Source organism: Kribbella qitaiheensis (assembly GCF_042657745.1).
Lineage (GTDB): Bacteria > Actinomycetota > Actinomycetes > Propionibacteriales > Kribbellaceae > Kribbella > Kribbella qitaiheensis.
The window spans coordinates 34,091-52,783 of the sequence record NZ_JBHSKE010000009.1; the positions used below are offsets into that span (position 1 = coordinate 34,091).

Below are 18,693 nucleotides of genomic sequence, written 5' to 3' on the forward strand. Positions count from 1 at the left end.
ACAGGCGTACCGACCGACAGGTAGTACTTCCTTCAGCGGCTGCGGTTCACGGTGGGTGCCGGCAGCCTGAGGCGGAGTACGAGGGGCACTTCCTGTCGGTCGGCACGGGGGTTGATCTACCTCTGCGGGGTGATGACCAGGGCGTCGCCGACCGGGCGTTCGCCTGTTGCGTCTGAGGGGGTGTTGAGGACCTTGTTGTTGGCGACCATGGTGGTGGAGCCGCCGCCGTCTAGGTTGATGGCGCTGCGGAGGCCGAAGGACTTGGCTACTGCGGCGGCTTCGCCGATTCCGAGGCCGAGGCTGTCGACGTTGCGGCCGTCGGCGGTGATCAGGACCGTACGACCCTGGGCGTCTACGCCGGCGATCGTGCGGGGGTTCCGCTTGTGGACCCAGCCGTAGTAGAAGCTCGGGTTGTCGGCCGGGGCCATGCCGTCTGCCTTCGGGGTCGCCAGCAGGCGGCCGTCGCGGACCAGTTCAGGTCCGCCGTTGACGATCGTGGTCCGCGGCGACAGGCGTACATCGTGCCCCCGCGTGTCGACGAGGGACGCGCTGATCTCGAGTCGCTTGCCGATCTTGGCCGCGGCTAGAAGGGGCGCCACCTGGGTGCCGGTCGCCTGGACGGTCCGGCCGCCCTCGGGGATCGCGCCGCCGCGGGCCGTCGTACGGATCGCCGTGACCACGCCGTGCCGGTCGACGATCACCTCGGCGCCCGGACCGCTCGGCGTCGCGGTCGCGTACGACGCGTCGAAGGCGATCAACTCGTCCGCGTCGGTACACGTGACGTCGTGCAAGGGCATCGCGGTCGGCAGGTCGTCCGCGGTACCGCCGCAGTTGCGGATCAGGCCGGGCACTCGGTTCAGTCCGTCCAGCGGAAGCGGTCGTCCCACGCCACGGACCTCGCCGCGCCAGCGGAACCGCTCGACCGCAGTACCGCGGGCGTTGTCGCCGATCACCAGCGCGGGCCGTCCAGCGGTCGGCTCGCTCACCAGTCGCCCGTCGTACACCGCGACACCCGCGGGGTCGCCAGGAGCGCCGGCCTTCGGGTCGAGCACGAAGAACCCGGCGTTGACCGCGGCGGTGGCACCGGTCAGGGTCGCCAGCGCGCTCGTGGTCTCGCGCGCTTCGATGTCAGGCCCGTACGTCGCGTCGAGGCCGCCGTGGAACTTCTTCGGGTCGATTGTCAGCACCTGGACGTGCCAGGGGCCGGTGGAACCGCTGACGTCGTCGGGTTCGCCGTCCCAGCCGGTGTAGAGGCTGGATCCGCCCAGTCCGGCGGCGATCACCTTCGTCCGGAGGGCATCGGCCTCGGCCTTCGTGGCGAAGGAGCCGAGGCGGACGCGATAGCCGAGCGACCCCCCGCCCGCGTCAGCGAGCTTGGGAGTCGGGACGTTCTCCACCCTCGGGTCAAGGCCCGCGGTGCGAAGACGCCCGGCAGTGGCGTCGGCGGTCGCCTGGTCGGACAGCGCGGTCGCCGGGGCATCGGGGTCGGGCGAGCTCGACGGGATCGCGACCTCGACGGTCCAGAAGGACTCGGGCCCGGCTTGTCCGCGGACGATCGTCGTCAGCGTCACCCCCGGCTGGAGGGTGCTGGTGTTGCGGGTCTCGGCAAGATTGGCCGGGCCTAGTGGCAGCGACTTGGAGACCGAGGCGGTTTCAGCGGCGGGGGGCTGCGCGACCGCAGTACTGGCGGCTACTGAGCCGGCCACCAGCGCGGCTGCGAGCGCAGTACCGGCCAGGGCTGAGCGGGGGGAGGCAGGGTGGCGGATGATCATGACTCTGTCCTATGTCAGTCGCCGACCACCTGCAAGGCTTCCACGTGAATTACCAACGACCGGCGGACGAAAGTGCCGCACCCCTTCCGGATAAGAGGTGCGGCACTGGCAGGTGAGGCTCAGGCGGGGGCGTCGCCGTGGTCGGGGATCTCCAGCTGGACGCCGCCCTGCAGCGCGGACTGGTGGGCGAAGATGCCGGGCAGCGTGTATCGGGCGGAGACCCAGGCGTTGATCGGCGGCAGGGTCTTGTCGGCGACCGCGCGGACGAAGTCGTCGGCGAGGAAGTGGTGCGAGCCCTCGTGGCCGTTGTGTAGGCCGGCGAACGCGGCCGGCAGCCGGTCGCGGTCGTGCACGGGCGACAGCCCCGACATGAACGCGTCGCGCAGGGCCGGGTCGACGTTCGCCAGGTCGTCGTCCTCCAGCGAACCGCTCGGCGCGGTCTCCATCAGGTGGCTGACGTCCTCGACGCCTTCCTTGGTCTGCCAGAGCGTGGTCGTGGCCAGTTGCTCGAAACTGCCCTCGGTGCCGAAGACTCGCAGCCGCGACTCACGGATGTGCGACGGGTAGCCGACGCGGCGCATCTCGTTGGTCCGCATCACGCCGCCGTCCGCGAGCTTGAACAGCGCGGTCGCGTTGCTGAAGTCGTTGTCGAACTGGCTGATCTCCTTGTCGAAGACGCCGTCGCCCCGGTCGTCCTTGACACCGATGCAGGACACATGCGTGGCGTGCTGCCCGGTCACCGAGAGAACGTTGCCGACGGCATGCGTCGGGTAGAGCATGGGCGGGAACGAGGCGGTCTTCTTCCAGTCCTCGCCGCCGCTGTACTGGTAGGCGGCGTAGAAGCCGAGGTCCATGTCGTGGACGTAGTCGCCCTCGGAGTAGAAGACCCGGCCGAAGTCACCGGCGGCGAGCCTCTGGCGGCAGTAGACCGACGACGGGTAGTAGAAGCTCGTCTCGCCCATCATGTAGGTCAGGCCGGTCTCCTGGACCAGCTCGATGATGCGGGCGATCTGGTCCGCCTCGATCGCCATCGGCACGGTCGAGTACACGTGCTTGCCGGCCTCCAGCGCCTGGATCGCCATCTCGCCGTGCAGCCAGCGCTGGGTGAAGATCGCGACCGCGTCGACGTCGGACGCGAGCATCTCCTCGAACGACTGGTACGTGATGGTCACGCCCTGCTTCTCCGACAGCTCGGCCAGCCGGTCCGGCAGGACGTCGGTCAGCCGGACGGCCGAGACGTCGGGATGCGCGGACCACAACCGCAGGAACGAGGGGGCGAACTGGCCGGCTCCGACCACACCGATGCTGATGCTCATGAACCAAAGGCAATCACACATTTCCCGCTCATGTAAGAACAATTCCGCACATCAAGATGTGACCCAGACCACCTGTACTACGAACGCCCCCGGCTGAGGTCGGCTGAATGGCTGAGGTGACGGAAAGCGGACTGAGCAACGAGCAGCCCTCCACGGGAAGCTGTGGGCCGGCGCACCGACACTCGGCTGGCAGTTAGTGGGTGGGGGTTGAGATGGGGAGGTGGTTGGGGTGGTCTGTGGTTATGCCGTCTACGGCTAGGGCTACTGCTTGGGAGTAGGTGGCGGCGTCGGGGACTGGCCAGGCCGTTACGGCGAAGCCTTCCTTGTGGAGTTTCTCGACGGCTTCGACGGTGAGGCCTGCGATGCCGCACAGCGCAGTACCGGCTTGGGCTGCCTTGGTCAGGGCGAGGACGTCTGCCACGTCCGGCGTACGGCCGAAGATCAGGCCGGTCTCGGCCGTCGGCATCGCCTGGCGGACGGCTAGCAGGATGTCCGCGTGGGAGGAGGTGACGAGAGTCCGGGCGGCCAGAGCGGGATCGGCTTGCAGCGACTCCACCAGTAGTGGGACCGCCCGCGCGGCCTTCACCTCCGCCTGGAAGCGCACGGAGACGGCCTCGACTGTCTCGGCCCAGGTCGGCACTACCTCGCCGAGGCCGGCGTCGAGGGACCGGAGTTCCTCGAAGGTCAGGTCCTCGACCGCGCCCGACCCGTTCGTCGTCCGGCCGACCGTGGCGTCGTGCATCACCACGAGGTGGTCGTCCGACGTCACCCGCAGATCGAGCTCGATCTCGTCGCACCCGTCCGCGACGGCTCGGCGGAACGAGCGCAGGGTGTTCTCCGGTTCGGACCCGAGTGCGCCTCGGTGGCCGGTGATGATCAAAGCACCTTCTCCTCGTACTGGCGGCGAACCTCGTCACCGATCGCCTCGAGCCGGCGGGCGACCGAGCTGAACACCTTCTTCGGCGCCGCGTTGTCGGCGTAGATCTGCTGCAGGCCGGTGTAGATCGCGACTTTGGAGTTGCGGCCGTCGAGGGCGGTCACTCCAGCCTCCTCGGTTTCAGTGGGGCGAGCAGTTCGACGAGCGCCGTCGCCAGTTCCGGTGGAGCCGCCAGCACGCCGCGCGGCAGCGCAGTACCCGGTCCGCCGATGGTCGTTGCCCCGGCCTCCCGCGCGATCAACGCGCCGGCCGCGATGTCCCAGGGCTGGATCAGGTGCTCGTAGTACGCGTCCGCAGTACCGTCCGCCACCGCACACAGGTCCAGCGCCGCCGACCCACCCCGCCGCAGATCCCGTACTACGGGCAGCAGGCGGCGGACGTACTCCGCTTGCTCGGCGCGCTGATCCGCCAGGTAGGAGAAGCCGGTGCTCACCAAGGCAGCCGCGGGGATCACGTCACGCAGCGGGCCGAGGAGTCTGCCATCGCGGTGGGCGCCGTGGCCCCGGATCGCGGACCAGGTCATGCCGGTGCGGGGTTGGTGGACCACTCCGGCCAGGGCGCCGGCATCGTCTTCGACGGCGATGCTGACGCACCAGTCGAGGCGGCCGTAGAGGTAGTTCACCGTGCCGTCGAGCGGGTCGAACACCCAGGTCAGGCCCGTCGTCGACGTCTTGGCCGCGCCTTCTTCACCGAGCAGACCGTCGTCCGGGCGGCTCGCCGTGAGCCCATCGGTGATGAGCTTCTCGGAGGCGCGGTCCGCGGCACTGACAGGATCAGTGGCGGAGGATTTGGTCTCGACACCGGGCCGCGTCGATCGATAAACCTGATTGGCGGTCCAGCAACTCTTCCCCGGCAGCGTGGGCCAGGCACACGGCCAGGTCGCGCAGCGCGGCAGTCTCAGGGGGCGGAGTGGTTGGCACGCCGTGAAATTATCACCGATCAATGGTGACGTATAGATAATCGATGTGATTTGCTCAGCGAAATCACATCGTTTCACGCAGAGGCCGGTCCAGAGCGGGACTGACGCAGGGCGTCCACCAGGAGTAGGACGGCGATCCCGGCCACGAGATAGCCGAGTCTGTGGAGGCCCGCGTCGGTTGCGGGGCCGGAGTACACGAGGGCGATGGCCGCGGCGGCCAGGTTCGCACCGACGTACTGGGAGGTTCTGAAGAGGCCGGCGGCGGCGCCAGTCTCTTCGGCCGGCGCCGCACTGTAGACGGCGAGTTGGTTGCCGAGGCCGTTGAAGCCGTTGGGGATACCCAGTACCGCGCTGATCACGACCAGTACGACGATCGGCGTCCCCGAGTGCACCCCGAAGGCGAGGGCCGCCCCACCGACCAGCAGGCCTGCCGAGCCGATCAGCAGCAGCGGGCCCGGGCCGCGGCTCCGCGCGAGCCTGGTCGCACCGATGACGGTGAGCGCGCCGATGGCGGCGATCGGCAGCACCACCAGACCGACCTTTGACGGGTCGAGCTTGCGGCTCTGCTCAAGCCAGCCCGGCAGGCCGTAGAAGATCGCGTAGAACGCCACGTACGTGAGCATTGTGCGCAGATAGCTCATCGAGAGCGTCGCGCTGGTGGCGAGCAGCCGGACGTCGACGAAGGGAGTCGCGGCGCGGCGTTCCCAGACCACGAAGATCACTCCGACGGGAATCGCCACAGCCAGCAGCCACCAGAGCGGCTGGTCGGCCAGAGAGAGCAGGATCAGCATCACTGCTGTCATCGCCGCGCTGAACAGGACGAGTCCGGCGAGGTCGATCTCACGCCAGATGGATCTGCTCTTGTCCCGCTGGCGCGGCGGGTCGCGCGGCACGAGCACCAGGACGCAGATGCCGGCGATCGCGGCCACCGGCAGGTTGAAGATGAAGATCGCCTGCCAGTCGAAGGTGCCGACCAGGAATCCACCGATGCTGGGGCCGAGGGCGGCCGAGGTCTGGGCGAAGATCGCGAGGAGTCCGAGGGCGCCGACCGCGGAGGCCTTTCGCCGGTCGGCCATCCGGCGGATCATCGCGACGCCCGACGGGAACTGCGCGCCCGTCCCGATGCCGAGCAGGACGCGGGCGGCGATCAGCCAGCCGAGGGTCGGCGCGAAGGGGGCGAGGGCGGAGACGAGAGCGACGAGGACGAGGCCGGAGAGGAACACTCGCCGGGCGCCGAGCAGGTCCGCCAGGCGACCGGCGGTCGGGGCCGCGATCGCGGTCGCGAGATAGAGGCCCGACACCAGCCATTGCGTCTCCGTGCCGGCGTGGAAGTCGAGGCCGATCTGGACCAGCGCGACCGCGATCATCGACGAGTTCAAGGGCTGCAACAACGTCCCGAGCCCGATCGCCCCCGCAAACCGCCGCGGCAACTCGGGCTGCTGGACGACCACCTCGGCGTCTGCCGAGACTGCGGTAGCTGTCATTGCTGGTACTCGGAGAGGCGGTCGAGGAGGCCGGCGGCGAGGCGGAGGAGTTCGCGTTCGGTCGGGGTCAGGGTGGTCTCCATCGCCTCGGCGAGGAAGCTGTCACGCTGCCGCCGATCCTCCAGGATCAGTTCCCGGCCTGCTTCGGTGATCGTCAGCAGCACCTGACGGCGATCCTCGGGATTATCAGCACGGCTGATCAATCCACCGGCGACCAGTTCCGCCGTCGTCCGCATCATCGTCTGCGGCGCCACACCCTCCGCCGCAGCCAGATCGGCGTTCGTCATCGACCCGTCGCGCTCCAACCAGCCCAGCGCCCCGAGTTGCGAATAACTCAGCCCCGCGTCGGGCCGCTCCTGCCGCAGCCGCCGGACCAGCCGGAAGACGCTCTGCCGTACTTCGTGTGCCCCCGCATCGCTCGCCATACCATCAGCATAGCTGATGACTTTCAATCGTAGTCATCGTCCGCCAACTGCACCCCGGTGACGCCCTCCAGATCGTCGAGCGCGATCACCAGGCTCTGCAGCGGAGTCCGGCCGGTGAACCGCATCGAGGCCCTGACCTGCTGCCTTCCGTCCTCGCGGTGCACCTCCGTGCGGAGCACCGACGCCTCGAACCCCATCGAGGTCGCCGTCGCCAGGATCGCCCGCAGCACCCCGGCCCCGTCGACGTATCGCACGGTGATGAGCTTGCGACGGTCCGGTGACGGCAGGTACTTCGTCAGCCGGGCCAACGGTCCGACCGTGATCAGGTGCAGCGCGGTCGCCGCCACGGCCAGCACCGGCATGCCCGCACCGCAGGCCATCCCCACCGCGGCGGTCATCCAGATCGTCGCCGCGGTGGTCAGCCCGCGCACCATGTCGCGGTGCATGAAGATCACCCCGGCGCCGAGGAAGCCGACCCCCGAGACGATCTGGGCCGCGATCCGGGACGGGTCGACGTTGACGTCGGTGCCGAAGAGGACGCTGGGGAAACCGAACGCGGAGATCAGGGTGAAGACCGCGGCACCGGTGCCGACCAGCGTGTGAGTACGCACCCCGGCGCTCTTCTGTCGTATCTGCCGTTCGACGCCGATCACCATCGACAACACGAACGCGAACAGCAGCAGGAGGAGCTCAGTCCCGGTGCTGGAGCTCGCCAGATTCATGGCTGTCGGTTCCCCACAGTCAGGAAACTAGTCCGATCGGATCACGACCCGCCAGGTACGCCGCGACCGCCTCGGCGGCGATCGAACCGGCCCGCTCCGCGGTCTGCCGGGTCGCGCCGGCCAGGTGCGGGGTCATCACGACGTTCGGCGCGGTCAGCAGCCGAGAACCAGCCGGCACCGGCTCGGCCGGGAACACGTCGAACGCCGCCGCCCCCAACTGCCCCGACTCCAGCGCGTCGACGGCCGCCTCGTAGTCGAGCAGGCCGCCACGCGCAGTGTTCACCAGTACTCCGCCCCGGGGCATCAGAGCGAGTTGCTTCGCCCCGATCATGCCGCGGGTCTGTTCGGTCAGGCGTGCATGCAGGCTGACCACGTCGGACCGCCTGAGCAACTCGTCCAGCTCGACCACCTCGGTCCCTTCCGGCGCCGAGGACGGGTCTGTCGCCGGATCCACTACGAGCACCCGGGCGCCGAAGGCAAGCATCACCCGGGCAACCCGGCGGCCGATCGCGCCGTACCCGATCAGGCCGACGGTCGCGCCGTCCAGTTCGGAGCCACATTCGTCGTACGCGTAGAGGTCGCTGCGCCACTGCTCCTGTTCCAGAGTGCGCTGCAACTGCGGAAGCTTGCGTAATGCACCCAGCATCAGGGCAACCGCGTGCTCGGCGGCGGCGGTGGCATTGCGTCCCGGAGTCGAGGAGACGATGACGCCGCGCTTGGTCGCCGCAGGCACGTTCACGTTGACGGGACCGCCCCGGCAACAGACCAGGAACCGCAGGTCCGGCGCCGCCTCCAGCACCCTCTCCGTGAACGGCCCCATCTGGGTGACCGCCACCTCCACCCCGGGCAACGCCGCGACCAACTGGTCCTCGGCATCGCTCGCCTCATCCACCTCGGCGACCCGCCCGTACGGCGTCAGCGGCCACGGCAAGGTCACCTCCTGGAAGTCGAAGGTGACACCTTCCAGCTTCGACAGGGAGGCGGCGAGCAGATCGTTGCGGACGAAGTGGTCGCCGGCGAGCAGAGTACTGACGGTTCTCATCGAGCTCCAGAGGTTTGCGCAAGGACGGTTGGCGCCGGGTCGGACCAGCGGGGACGCGCGGCTTCGACGCGGCGCAAGTAGTGGACGTATCCCTCGTCGTAGAAGGCGGCACGGGCCGGATCGGGGTCGACCTGACGGCTAACGGCGACCCACTCCGGGCCGGCGCCGGCCGGATCGGCAGCGAGCCGCGCGCCGATCACGGCACCCCGCGCGGCGACCTGGGACGCGTCGGTCGTGTGCAGCGGACTGTTCAGCACATCGGCGAGGATTTGGGTCCACTCGCGACTCTTCGCACCGCCGCCGCACACCGTCACCCGGCCGGTCCAGCCGGCCGCGTCGAGGCAGTGCCGCGCGGCGTAGGCGATTCCTTCGCAGGTCGCGCGGACCACATCGGCCTGGGTGGTCGACAACGAGATCCCGTCGATCGTGCCGCGCGCGCCGGTCTCGACGAACGGCGCACGCTCACCGGCCTCCGACAGATAAGGCAGCGCTGTGACGCCGTGAGCACCCGCCGGACTGTCGGCCAGCAGTGCCGGGAGCGCATCGGTTCCCAGCCCCACCAAGGACAGCACTCGATCGAGAGCAGCCGTGCCGACCATCGCGGGCATCGCGCGCAACCACACTCCGGGCGTCCACGTACCGAGGAACAACCCGGCCGGCTCGTCGTCCACCGGCAGTTCTCGCGTGACCACCTGGCAGGCGAGCGTAGTACCGACGGTCAGTAGGGCGTCGCCGACTTCGCTGACTCCCGCACCCATCGCGGCGGCCGGGAGATCGTAGGGGCCGGCCGAGACGCGTGTCCCCAGAGCCAGCCCGGTGGCCGAGTCGCGCAGCTCGCCGACGGGACCGCCTGGCTCGACCGGAGCCAGCAGGTGTTGCCAATCGGAGAGACCGCACGCACTCAAGGCGTCAGCGTCGTACTCGTTCGTACGAGGGTCGAGGAAAGGCGCCGAGCCGTCCGAGATATCCGTCGCCCGGACTCCGGTTAGGCGTTGCATCACGACGTCCTTGCAGTACGCCGCTGTGCCGGCGCGCGCGAGAACCTCAGGCTCCTCAGCCAGTACTGCGGCCAGCAGCGGGCCGGACGCGCCGGGGAACATCCGGTTGCCAGATCGCCGGAAGACCTGCTCGGCAACACCTTCGGAGGTCCACCGCTCGAGGATCGCGCCGCTGCGCGCATCGAGCCAGGAGATCGCCGGGCGGACCGGGTTGCCGTCGGAGTCGAGCAGCCAGAGACCGTCGCCCTGCGCGGTGATCGCGAGCACGCCCGGCTCGGTGCCGACGTCCGCCGCCAGCTCGGCGACCACCTCGTTGACCGAGGCAACAATCTCGTCGGTGTCGTGCTCGAACCGGCCGGGCCCCGGCCGGACCAGCCGGGTCGGGCGGGAGGTCTCGGCCAGTTGGCGGCCCGCCTCGTCGAAGGCCACGGCCTTCGTGACGGTGGTGCCGACGTCCACTCCCACGTCCACGCGGTACTCCCCTCCTAGTGTTGCTAGAGCGGTGCGACCTCCACGGTCGCGCCGTTGTCACGCAAGGCCTGAACCAGGTCGGCCGGGGTCTTCTCGTCCACCACCACGACGTCGAAATCGGTCAGCGGCGCGAGCCGGTGCAGCGCGGTCCGCCGCAGCTTGCCGTGGTCGACGAGCAGCACCTTCGTCCGCGCGGACCGCAGCATGGCCCGCTTGACCAGCACGATCTCCTCCTCCTGGTGGAACGCGTGCGTCGGCGAGACCGCCGAGACGCTGCAGAAGAGGAAGTCGGTGTGCAGTGCTTCGACCGCCTCGGCACAAGGCATCCCGCCGAACGAGTCGTGGGTGGCGGAGTAGATGCCACCGAGGGCGAGCAGGGTGATGTCGCGCAGTCCGGTCAGCTTGCTGATCGCCGGCAGGAAGTTGGTTGCCACGGTCAACGGAGTGATGTCCTCGAACAGGTCGACCAGGGCCAGCGCGCTGGTCGAGTCGTCGAGCATCACGGACATACCGGGCTCGATCATCGCCCGGGCGTGCCGGGCCAGCGCCGACTTCTCCGCCTGCGCGGTGTTCAGCCGGTACGCGACGTTGCTCTCGAACACGCTGGTCGGCTGAGCGGTCACGCCGCCGCGGTACTTGCGGACGACACCCTGCCGCTCGAGCTCGTCCAGGTCGCGGTGGACCGTCATCACGCTGACCCCGAACGCCTCGACCAGGTCGTTCGCGGACACCGAACCGTGCTCGACGACGTACGCGGCGATCTCGGCCTGGCGGCGGGCCGGGCGACTGAGCTCGGCCGTGTCGGGGCGGCCAGGATCAGCGGGTGCCGGCCGGGTGTCGCCGTCGACGGTGTCAGAACTCATGCCAGGGTCTCCATTCGGACAGCCGGGGTGTTGAACGCCTCGAGACCCACTGTGCCGTCCTCCCAGCGCAAACGCACCAGCGCCGCGGGACCGAGGGCCGGTAGAAGTCTGCGGTACTCCTTCAGCTCCAGTCCCAGCACCCGGCAGACCAGCAGCCGGAGCAACGTGTTGTGCGCGACCACGAGCACCTTCTTGCCCTGGTGCTGTCGTCCGATCTGGTGGAACGCCTCGTGCACCCGATCCGCCGCCTCCGCTGGATCCTCACCGCCCGGGAAGTGCCAGCCGACCGGATCCAGCTCGAACGCCTTGGCCACGGCGGGCGGCAATTCGCTCAGCATGCGCCCCTCGGCCGAACCGAAGTCGACCTCGCGCAGGCGATCGTCCAGCGTCAGTGGGAGCCCGAGCGCATCCGCTATCGGCTGGACGGTCTGCCGGGCTCGCAGCATCGGCGACGACCAGAGTGCGTCCGGCGCGAAGTCCGCCGCCCACTCCTTCAGCTGCTCCGCCTGCCGGTGACCGACCTCGTCGATCGGCAGATCCGTGGAACCGGTGTACCTGTTGCCGTGGTGCCACTCGGTCCGCCCGTGCCGCGCCAGTACGACGGTCGTCCTCATCCCCGGTACCCCCGTCGATCCAGCTCGGCCACGAACTGGCCGTACAAGGTGGTCAGCCGTTCCTGCGGTCGCGGTTCGAGCACCCGGTCGATCCGGACCATCCGCTCGGCGGTCCGCGTCACCGACGTACCGGCCGACGCCGCGAGCACCGCCATCCCGTACGCCGGGTCGGGCGAGGCGGGCAGCTCCACCGGTACGCCGAGGACGTCGGCGCGGAGCTGGTTCCAGTAGCCGCTGCGGACGGCGCCACCGGTGAGCGAGACGGATCGGACCGGCTCGGCGCCGAGGCTCGCCAGATGCTCGAACGCGAGCTTCTCGATGAACGCGACACCCTGCAGTACTGCGGCATACGAGTGCAGGTCATCCGGTAGATCGCCTAGCTGGAAGCGTTCGGCCTTCGGGGCGACGAAGGGAAATCGCTCGCCTCTGCCGGTGATCGGGTAGATCGCGGCGTTGATCGGGCCGAGCTCGCGGGCTTGCCGGCCGAGGGCGTCCAGGTCGGCGCCGGGGAGCATCGCTGTGAGTGCGCCGGCTCCGGTGTTGGACGCGCCGCCGGGGAGCCACCCGCCATCCGGGTAGCGGTGGCTGTAGACGGCGCCGGTCGGGTCTTGGAGGAGCTCCTTGCTGACGCCTTTGAGGACGAGGGTGGTCCCGAGGACGGAGTTCCAAGCGCCTGGAGCGAGGGCGCCGGCCGCAATCTGGGCCGCGCAGCCGTCGGTCATGCCGGCGTAAATGGGAGTGCCTTCGGGGACCCCGGTGACCTGGGCTTTTGCCTTGGAGACCTGGCCGAGCTCATTGCCGGGCAGGACTACTTCGGGGAAGAGGCCGGGCTCGAGGTTGAGGGCGTCGAAGGCTTCGAGTGGCCAGCGGTCTGCGACCAGGTCGTAGCCGGTCTTGAGCGCGTGGCTGGTGTCGGTGGCGACGGGATGACCTGCCAGGCGGCTCGCGACCACGTCGGCACTGTGCGCGATCCGCAGGCTGCCGCTTACGTGGGTGCTGGTCCGCTCGGTGTCCTGCTGTTCGAGGAGCCAGAGGATCTTGGGGAGTGCCCAGGTCGGCTGCATCGCTCCAGCCCAGCGAGCGGGATCCGCCGCCACGATGCGCTCGAGGTACCCGGCCGCGCGCGCGTCGTCGTACATAAGCGCTGCGGTGGTGGGGTTGCCGTCGGCGTCGGTGAGGAGGACGGTACCGGAGGTGGAACAGATGGTGAGGCCCTGGACGTCCGGGGTACTGACCTCGGCAAGGGTGGCTTCGACGGTGTCGAACCACTCGCGCGGGTCCTGTTCATGCCGGCTGCCGTCGCGGCGGCTGGTGAGTGGGCGGGCCGCGCGGGCGAGTACCGTCCCGGTCGCGTCGACGAGGACGGACCGGACGCTCTGCGTTCCCAGGTCCACGCCGATCCAGGCCGGTTCGCGCACTGGCCGCTCTCCCCTCCCGCGGATGTTAGCCACATTGATAACATAACATCAGATCGCGATAAGAAGCGCTGGTCTCGTCCGCTGAAACAGTCCCCCGGTAGAACAGCAACAGGCCCGGCCATCGAGGCCGGACCCGTTTCACGCTAGGTGGCAGTCTGCGCAAACTCCGTCAGCTGTGCATGAGGAGAAGCGAAGGATCGGCGATGGCTAGCTCGAGGCGGCCCGCGTCGAGGGCGCCGTACGCCCCGATCGGACCACTGGCCTTGCGGCCATGACGGTTGATCCAGAATCCCCAGCCCGCGGGTGCGTCAGGCCACGCGGGGTCGGGTTCCCACCCGGGCGGCGGACGCCACGTGGCGGTCGGCGGCTCAGGCCAGCTGGGCGGTGGATTGAATCGATGCACGGGTGGCCCTCCCGGGTCCCCCAGGACCCCGATGATCAGTAACTGTCTGACAGCTCAACGACCGGCAACCTCGAACGTCACGCCTAAATCTTGGTAAAGAATATGGGCCCTCTCGGCGCGTTGACCAGCTCGACGGACAGTAAGCAACTAATTACACAGAGGCAATTTCTGCCGGCTTACTCGCACGCGACTCCGTCGTGATCGCGGTCCAGGTGCGAGGCGTATCCCGGATCCCCTACATACAAAGGCGTGTCCCCGGCGGCCCGCGCTTCCGTGCAGTTCGCGTAGTACACCTGCGGCGCCGTCGTCTTCCGCGGCTGGACACTCTTGCTCGACTGCGCCAGCGGGACGGGCTTCGTCACAGTAGTGGTTGCCGTGGGCGCTTTGACGGTCACCGTCCGTGCAGGAAGTGGCGGCTGAGTAACCGTTGCGGTCGGCCCCGGCACAGTCTCGCGAACCGTCACAGTCGCCGTCGCCGTGGCGGTCGCGGTGACGGTCGGCGCTGGACCAGGCCGACCCGCCTGCGCCGCTTGTCCGGTGTTGCCGCCGCCGATCGCTCCCAACACGAACAGGAGAATGAGACCGCCACCAATACCCGCCGCTGCCAGGCGACCTCGGCCGACCGAGCCGTACAGACCGCGAGGGCCGATGCTGCGGCCGCCTCGTTCGTTCAGCCAGAAGCGCCAGCCGGGTGGCGCGGGTGGCCAGGTCGGGTCTGGGCGCCAGCCGGGTGGTGGTTGCCAGTCGGATGATGGTGGTGCGGGCCAGGTTGGTGGCGAGTTGAAGTGATGCATGTGAGTCCCCCTCGGGGACTACATCGCGGATGATGACTCTGCGTTACAACGGAATCCCCGGAGAAGTGTTGAGCGTCCGGTAGGTGGGTGGATGGGTACAGGTTGGTTATGGCGATGCGGCGGGTAGGTGCGACTGCTGTCGTCCGGGCGCGGCGTTGGCGGTTGCTCCGGGCTGTCCTGGCGATGACGGTGTTCGCGCTGCCCGTGGTGCTGCTGGGGTTTGCGGTGCGGCAGCAGTTCGATCCGTTGATCAGGGCCGATGAAGCGGCCATCCGGGCTGCCACCGGGTTCAGCGTTCGTCATGGATTGGTGCCGGCCCTGACCGTGATCCAGCTCGTCAGCCAGCCGATCTTCGTGTACCTGATCGCGACCGCAGTCGTGGTCTGGGTCTGGAGGTCGAAGAACCTCAAGGGGCGGGCGCTGTGGGCGTTCGTCACGATGATGGTCGGCTGGGTGATCGGGGTCGTCTCCAAGCTCATCGCCCAGCGCTCCCGGCCGATCGTCGACGACGAGTCGGTGCCGCACGCGCAGGGCTACTCCTTCCCCTCCGGCCACGCCCTGAACATCACCCTGGCGGCCGGCGTCATGGTCTTCCTGCTCTGGCCGCTGCTCTCCGCCACCCAACGCCGCATCGCGGTCGCGCTCGCGATCGTGGTGCCTGTCATCGTCGGCCTGGACCGGCTTTTCATCGGTGCGCACTTCCCGTCCGACATTCTCGCCGGGCACGTACTCGGTCTGGGCATTATGTTCGCTTCATGGATCGGATTCATCGGCAAGACGGCAGCGACCTCCTCACCAGGGCCGTCGCACCCGGCATAGCGCTCGGTGGCCTCATCATCGGCATCGGGCTCACACTGAAAGGACCACTCGACGGGTTCCACGCCGAAGAGGCGGTCAACAAGGATCTCGCCGCGGACCGGACCGGCACCTGGAACACGATCACGGCGGTGTGGTCGCAGATCGGCAACACCGCGGCCGTGATCGGTGTCTGCATCATCGTCTCCTCCTTGCTCCTGTGGCGGACCCGGGACCTGCGCCTGGCGCTCGTCCCACCGATCGCGATCGCCATGCAGGGTTTGATCTTCCTCATCGCCGCCAGGGTCGTGGACCGCGACCGCCCACCGGTCGAGAAACTCGACGCGTCACCACCGACAGCGAGTTTCCCCAGTGGGCACGTGGGTGCGTCGACCGGCCTCTACCTCGCGTTCACACTGCTCGCGCTGGGCATCGAACGCGCGTGGCTGCGGTGGACGACAGTGATCCTCTGCCTCGCGATGCCGCTGCTCGTGGCATTCGCGCGGCTGTACCGCGGGATGCATCACCTCACGGACATCGGCGCGGCGGTGATCAACGGCGCCATCTGCGCCCTGCTCGCGTACGGCTGGTACCAACACTGCACCCGCCGGCGACGAGGAGCCCGCGCTGCCAGCGCGAGGTCGGCCGGCCACACCGGGTGACCCCCTTGACATAGGCCCGGCGCGGGCGGACCTTGAACTATTCGATCGGCGTCGTGGGGGGACCATGGATACTGATCAGAGCATGGTGGCGGGCGCCTCCTGGACGCCTCGCGACGTGCTGTCGGGGGCGTACGACGGATCGCGCGGCGACGGAGTTTCCCTTGTCCGCTTGGAGTTGTCGGGGATCGCCGGTGATGCCACACGCCTGAGCGAACTCCTGGTCGCGGTACAACTGCTGCGACGCAAGGGCTGCATGGTGGAGTACGACCTCGACCTGTTCGGCGGCTCGCCGAGATTCGCGACCGTGCGGGACAACGTCGCAATGCTGCGCGCGATCGTGGCCGACGGGACCACCACGGCGAGGTTCACCGTCAACCCCTTGGTCGGTGAGTGCTCGCCCTGGGTGGCGTCGTTCCGCGAACGGGTGGCACCCGCAGTACAGCCGTGGCTGAGCAGGTTGTCCGCGCCGCTGGCCGAGGCATGGCTGGAGGTGATGATGGGCGAACGGATGTTGCTCGGCATGACCGGCGTGGCTGCGCATCGGATCGCCCTGCAGAGGTTGACCTTGCGGAGCAACACCGAGCTGCTGAACCTTGTGTCCGACAGCGCCCGCGAGTTCGAGCTGTCCGGCGACACCTGCTTGCTCGACGACGAGTTGGTCAGCCCGCGGGTCGGTGCGCTGATCGAGTCATTCCTTGCCCTGCGCAACAGATTCCAGCCGGACCGGTTGCTGACCGGTTGATCCCGCCGCTGCCACCCGGGGATGACAAGGTGGTGCGGTGATTACTTGCGTGGTGGATTACGTCATCGATCCGGCGAAGATCGAGGCATTCGAAAGGTTCGGCCGGCGCTGGATGGAACTGGTGGAGCGGCACGGTGGGACGCATCACGGCTATTTCCTGCCGTCGGAGGGGGCGAGTGACCGTGCGTTGGCGTTGTTCAGTTTCGAGAGCCTGGCCGCCTACGAGCAGTACCGGCAGGGGTTCGGGGTCGATCCCGAGTTCATCGAGGCCGACCAGATCCGCGAGGAGAGCGGGTGCGTGCTGCGGTATGACCGCACCTTCATGCGACCGATGCTGCCGAGCGACCTGCCGGACTAGTGCGAGGCGCTAGGCGGCGTACGACGTGGTCCCGCTGACGCGGGTGGGGTGCGCGCCTGCACTGACGGACTGGTCGAGGGTGGCGAGTCGGGTGCAAGCGGCGGTGAGGGCTTCCGCCTGCGTGCGGCACTGCTCCGGCGCGGCTGTACCGAACGACAGGAAGACGTCGCTCGGGACGTCAACCTCCACACCTACCGAGGCGGTTGAGGCGCACAGAGAACGCGGTACTACCTGTCGTTGCGTACGCCACTCACCCGTCCTCAGCAACTGCCGGGCATTCGCCTCCACTTTCAGAGTTCTCCGACTATCGGTCGGTAGTTCGTGGGCTCGGTGTGTCTTGACGATGCGGGTGAGGGGTGCGGCAGTACCGCAGTACTTCAGGACAATGCTTCCTTGAATCCCTGGCGCCACGAGGGGTAGCGGAGTTGCCAGCCGAGTTCTCGTTTGGCTTTGGCGTTGGAGAAACCGCGGCCTTCGGTCATCATCGTGACGGCCACTTCGCCGGCCAGCAGGCGGGCCAGCCACTTGGGGACTCGCATCGGGGGCTTCGCGCCCGCGCATGCTGCCAGGTAGGGCAGCCAGTCGCCAGCCGGCGCAGGTTCGTCGTCGACGATGTTGAAGACGCCTGTTGCCTTCTGCTCCACCGCCAGGACGGTGGCGCTCGCCGCGTCGTCCAAGTGGACCCACGAGGAATAGCCGGCGCCGTCCCCGACGACCGGGAACTGTCGTTTGCGCACGAGCTCGACCTGGTCGTCGGTGGCGCCGGGTCCGTAGAGCCCGCCGTACCGGAGAGCCGCGCCGCCAACCTTGGCGACCGCCTCCTCGACGTGGCGGATCGCCTTCATCCCGGGGTTCGCCACCGTTCCCTCGAGCAGATCCAGCGGGTCCTCCTCGGTCTTCACCCAGCCGCCCTCACGGATCCCGTTCCAGCTCGCGTAGCTCTGCGCGACGAAGTGGGGTACGCCGGTCGCCTCGACAGCAGCGAGCAGGTGATCCGTGCCCTCGGTGCGCAGCCGGTTGGTGGTGGCGAACCACCGGTCCATGTGTTTCATGTCCGGTTTGCCCTCAGAGATTGCGGTCATCTGGTGCACGACCGCGTCCGGCCGAGCCGCGGCCACCGCCTCACGGACCGACCTCGCATCGAGCCCGTCCATCACGACCGCCTGCGCGCCCAGATCCCGCAGAAAGCCCAGCTTGCCCGAGGCCGTCGTCGTAGCCGTCACTTGGTGGCCCCGAGCCACGAGCTGCGGCACCAGCCGCCGCCCCACCACCCCGGTACCGCCTGCCACGAACACCCGCATGACCATCACCTTCCTGATTCCAGAAAACTGTTTCTGAGACCAGGGACACGGCTCCCCAACCGTCTGTGACATGCAGACGCCAGACGAGGCCGGGATCACATTGGGCTAGCGGGCGAGCCATTCGGGGGCTAGGAGCGACCAGACCTGGGAATCGTGGCGCACGCCATCGTGGAGGTAGTCGGCTCGGAGGGTGCCGTCCAGCTGCATGCCGAGGCGGCGGGCGACGTTGCTGCTGGCGGTGTTGTCGGGGCGGGTGATCCACTCGATCCGGTGGAGACCCCGGACGCGCACCGCCCAGTCGATCAGGTGCGTTGCGGCCTTGGTGATCAGGCCGCGCCCCTGGCCGGCCGGCTCCAGCCAGCAGCCGATCTCGCAGTTGCCCGCGGTGGCGTCGAAGGAGACGAACATGGTGCCACCGACCAGGGTGCCGTCGAGCCAGATGCCGTAGAGGCGGCCGGCGTCGCGGGCCGCGAGGTCCGCGTAGCGTTGCAGGGTGGCGCGAGCCGAGTCCAGGTCCGTACTGCGTTTCGCCCACGGGATCCAAGGGTCCACCACCTCACGAGCCCGGTCCATGTGGGCGAGGAACTCCTCGGCCTGCCACGGCTCCAGCAAGCGCAACTCGGCAGCTTCATCCAGCTCGATCGCGAACACGCTGGA

General features: G+C 68.6%; 21 protein-coding genes. 4 read left to right on the top strand and 17 right to left on the bottom strand.

All coding sequences use genetic code 11. The features are described from left to right. Positions 1-116: 116 nt before the first annotated feature. The 14 genes from ACFPJ1_RS10065 to ACFPJ1_RS10130 all read right to left on the bottom strand — a co-directional run bounded on the left by ACFPJ1_RS10065 (position 117) and on the right by ACFPJ1_RS10130 (position 14,178). Positions 117-1,772 carry a phosphodiester glycosidase family protein gene (locus ACFPJ1_RS10065; RefSeq protein WP_380103190.1) on the bottom strand — a complete coding sequence of 552 codons (1,656 nt, stop codon included), beginning with the start codon at positions 1,770-1,772 and terminating at the stop codon, positions 117-119. 119 nt (positions 1,773-1,891) lie between these two features. Beyond that, positions 1,892-3,088, bottom strand: coding sequence for a Gfo/Idh/MocA family protein (locus tag ACFPJ1_RS10070; RefSeq protein ID WP_380103191.1), 1,197 nt, complete (start codon positions 3,086-3,088; stop codon positions 1,892-1,894). A gap of 193 nt (positions 3,089-3,281) precedes the next feature. Continuing rightward, entirely contained in the window at positions 3,282-3,968 is a 687-nt protein-coding gene (locus ACFPJ1_RS10075; protein ID WP_380103193.1) for a glycerophosphodiester phosphodiesterase, read from the bottom strand. Next, complete coding sequence (locus ACFPJ1_RS10080) at positions 3,965-4,129, bottom strand: hypothetical protein (RefSeq protein WP_380103194.1); 165 nt, start codon at positions 4,127-4,129, stop codon at positions 3,965-3,967. The genes ACFPJ1_RS10075 and ACFPJ1_RS10080 overlap by 4 nt, the downstream gene beginning before the upstream one ends. After that, on the bottom strand, positions 4,126-4,968 hold the full coding sequence (locus tag ACFPJ1_RS10085; protein ID WP_380103195.1) for an inositol monophosphatase family protein: 843 nt from the start codon (positions 4,966-4,968) through the stop codon (positions 4,126-4,128). Before ACFPJ1_RS10085 ends, ACFPJ1_RS10080 begins: the two co-directional genes overlap by 4 nt. Positions 4,969-5,018: 50 nt before the next feature. Next, entirely contained in the window at positions 5,019-6,428 is a 1,410-nt protein-coding gene (locus tag ACFPJ1_RS10090) for an MFS transporter (RefSeq protein WP_380103196.1), read from the bottom strand. After that, on the bottom strand, positions 6,425-6,853 hold the full coding sequence (locus ACFPJ1_RS10095; protein WP_380103198.1) for a MarR family winged helix-turn-helix transcriptional regulator: 429 nt from the start codon (positions 6,851-6,853) through the stop codon (positions 6,425-6,427). Before ACFPJ1_RS10095 ends, ACFPJ1_RS10090 begins: the two co-directional genes overlap by 4 nt. 23 nt (positions 6,854-6,876) lie before the next feature. Then, the gene (locus ACFPJ1_RS10100) at positions 6,877-7,575 is read right to left on the bottom strand and encodes an MgtC/SapB family protein (protein WP_380103199.1); all 699 of its coding nucleotides are present in this window, start codon (positions 7,573-7,575) and stop codon (positions 6,877-6,879) included. Positions 7,576-7,594: 19 nt separating this feature from the next. Then, complete coding sequence (locus tag ACFPJ1_RS10105; RefSeq protein ID WP_380103200.1) at positions 7,595-8,617, bottom strand: 2-hydroxyacid dehydrogenase; 1,023 nt, start codon at positions 8,615-8,617, stop codon at positions 7,595-7,597. Next, the gene (locus ACFPJ1_RS10110) at positions 8,614-10,086 is read right to left on the bottom strand and encodes an FGGY family carbohydrate kinase (RefSeq protein WP_380103201.1); all 1,473 of its coding nucleotides are present in this window, start codon (positions 10,084-10,086) and stop codon (positions 8,614-8,616) included. The genes ACFPJ1_RS10105 and ACFPJ1_RS10110 overlap by 4 nt, the downstream gene beginning before the upstream one ends. 23 nt (positions 10,087-10,109) lie before the next feature. After that, on the bottom strand, positions 10,110-10,949 hold the full coding sequence (locus ACFPJ1_RS10115; RefSeq protein ID WP_380103202.1) for a DeoR/GlpR family DNA-binding transcription regulator: 840 nt from the start codon (positions 10,947-10,949) through the stop codon (positions 10,110-10,112). Then, complete coding sequence (locus ACFPJ1_RS10120) at positions 10,946-11,563, bottom strand: histidine phosphatase family protein (RefSeq protein WP_380103203.1); 618 nt, start codon at positions 11,561-11,563, stop codon at positions 10,946-10,948. Before ACFPJ1_RS10120 ends, ACFPJ1_RS10115 begins: the two co-directional genes overlap by 4 nt. Next, entirely contained in the window at positions 11,560-12,981 is a 1,422-nt protein-coding gene (locus ACFPJ1_RS10125) for an FGGY-family carbohydrate kinase (RefSeq protein WP_380103205.1), read from the bottom strand. Before ACFPJ1_RS10125 ends, ACFPJ1_RS10120 begins: the two co-directional genes overlap by 4 nt. 579 nt (positions 12,982-13,560) lie before the next feature. Further along, on the bottom strand, positions 13,561-14,178 hold the full coding sequence (locus ACFPJ1_RS10130; RefSeq protein ID WP_380103207.1) for an excalibur calcium-binding domain-containing protein: 618 nt from the start codon (positions 14,176-14,178) through the stop codon (positions 13,561-13,563). 114 nt (positions 14,179-14,292) lie between these two features. Between ACFPJ1_RS10130 and ACFPJ1_RS10135 the strand changes: the two genes are divergently transcribed. The 4 genes from ACFPJ1_RS10135 to ACFPJ1_RS10150 all read left to right on the top strand — a co-directional run bounded on the left by ACFPJ1_RS10135 (position 14,293) and on the right by ACFPJ1_RS10150 (position 16,735). Beyond that, positions 14,293-14,997, top strand: a complete 705-nt coding sequence (locus ACFPJ1_RS10135; RefSeq protein WP_380103208.1) for a phosphatase PAP2 family protein — start codon at positions 14,293-14,295, stop codon at positions 14,995-14,997. Next, a complete protein-coding gene (locus ACFPJ1_RS10140) occupies positions 14,934-15,635 on the top strand; it encodes a phosphatase PAP2 family protein (RefSeq protein ID WP_380103209.1) in 702 nt (233 codons plus the stop codon). Before ACFPJ1_RS10135 ends, ACFPJ1_RS10140 begins: the two co-directional genes overlap by 64 nt. A gap of 64 nt (positions 15,636-15,699) precedes the next feature. After that, positions 15,700-16,377 (top strand): hypothetical protein, encoded by a 678-nt coding sequence (locus ACFPJ1_RS10145; RefSeq protein WP_380103210.1) that lies wholly within the window; start codon positions 15,700-15,702, stop codon positions 16,375-16,377. 37 nt (positions 16,378-16,414) lie between these two features. After that, positions 16,415-16,735 carry an NIPSNAP family protein gene (locus ACFPJ1_RS10150; protein ID WP_380103211.1) on the top strand — a complete coding sequence of 107 codons (321 nt, stop codon included), beginning with the start codon at positions 16,415-16,417 and terminating at the stop codon, positions 16,733-16,735. A gap of 9 nt (positions 16,736-16,744) precedes the next feature. Here the strand turns inward: ACFPJ1_RS10150 and ACFPJ1_RS10155 are convergent, their stop codons facing one another. The 3 genes from ACFPJ1_RS10155 to ACFPJ1_RS10165 form a co-directional block, all read right to left on the bottom strand. Beyond that, a complete protein-coding gene (locus tag ACFPJ1_RS10155) occupies positions 16,745-16,924 on the bottom strand; it encodes a hypothetical protein (protein WP_380103212.1) in 180 nt (59 codons plus the stop codon). Between the two features lie 188 nt (positions 16,925-17,112). Then, complete coding sequence (locus ACFPJ1_RS10160; protein WP_380103214.1) at positions 17,113-18,036, bottom strand: NAD-dependent epimerase/dehydratase family protein; 924 nt, start codon at positions 18,034-18,036, stop codon at positions 17,113-17,115. A 105-nt stretch (positions 18,037-18,141) separates the two neighbouring features. Beyond that, complete coding sequence (locus ACFPJ1_RS10165; RefSeq protein WP_380103215.1) at positions 18,142-18,687, bottom strand: GNAT family N-acetyltransferase; 546 nt, start codon at positions 18,685-18,687, stop codon at positions 18,142-18,144. Positions 18,688-18,693 lie beyond the last annotated feature (6 nt).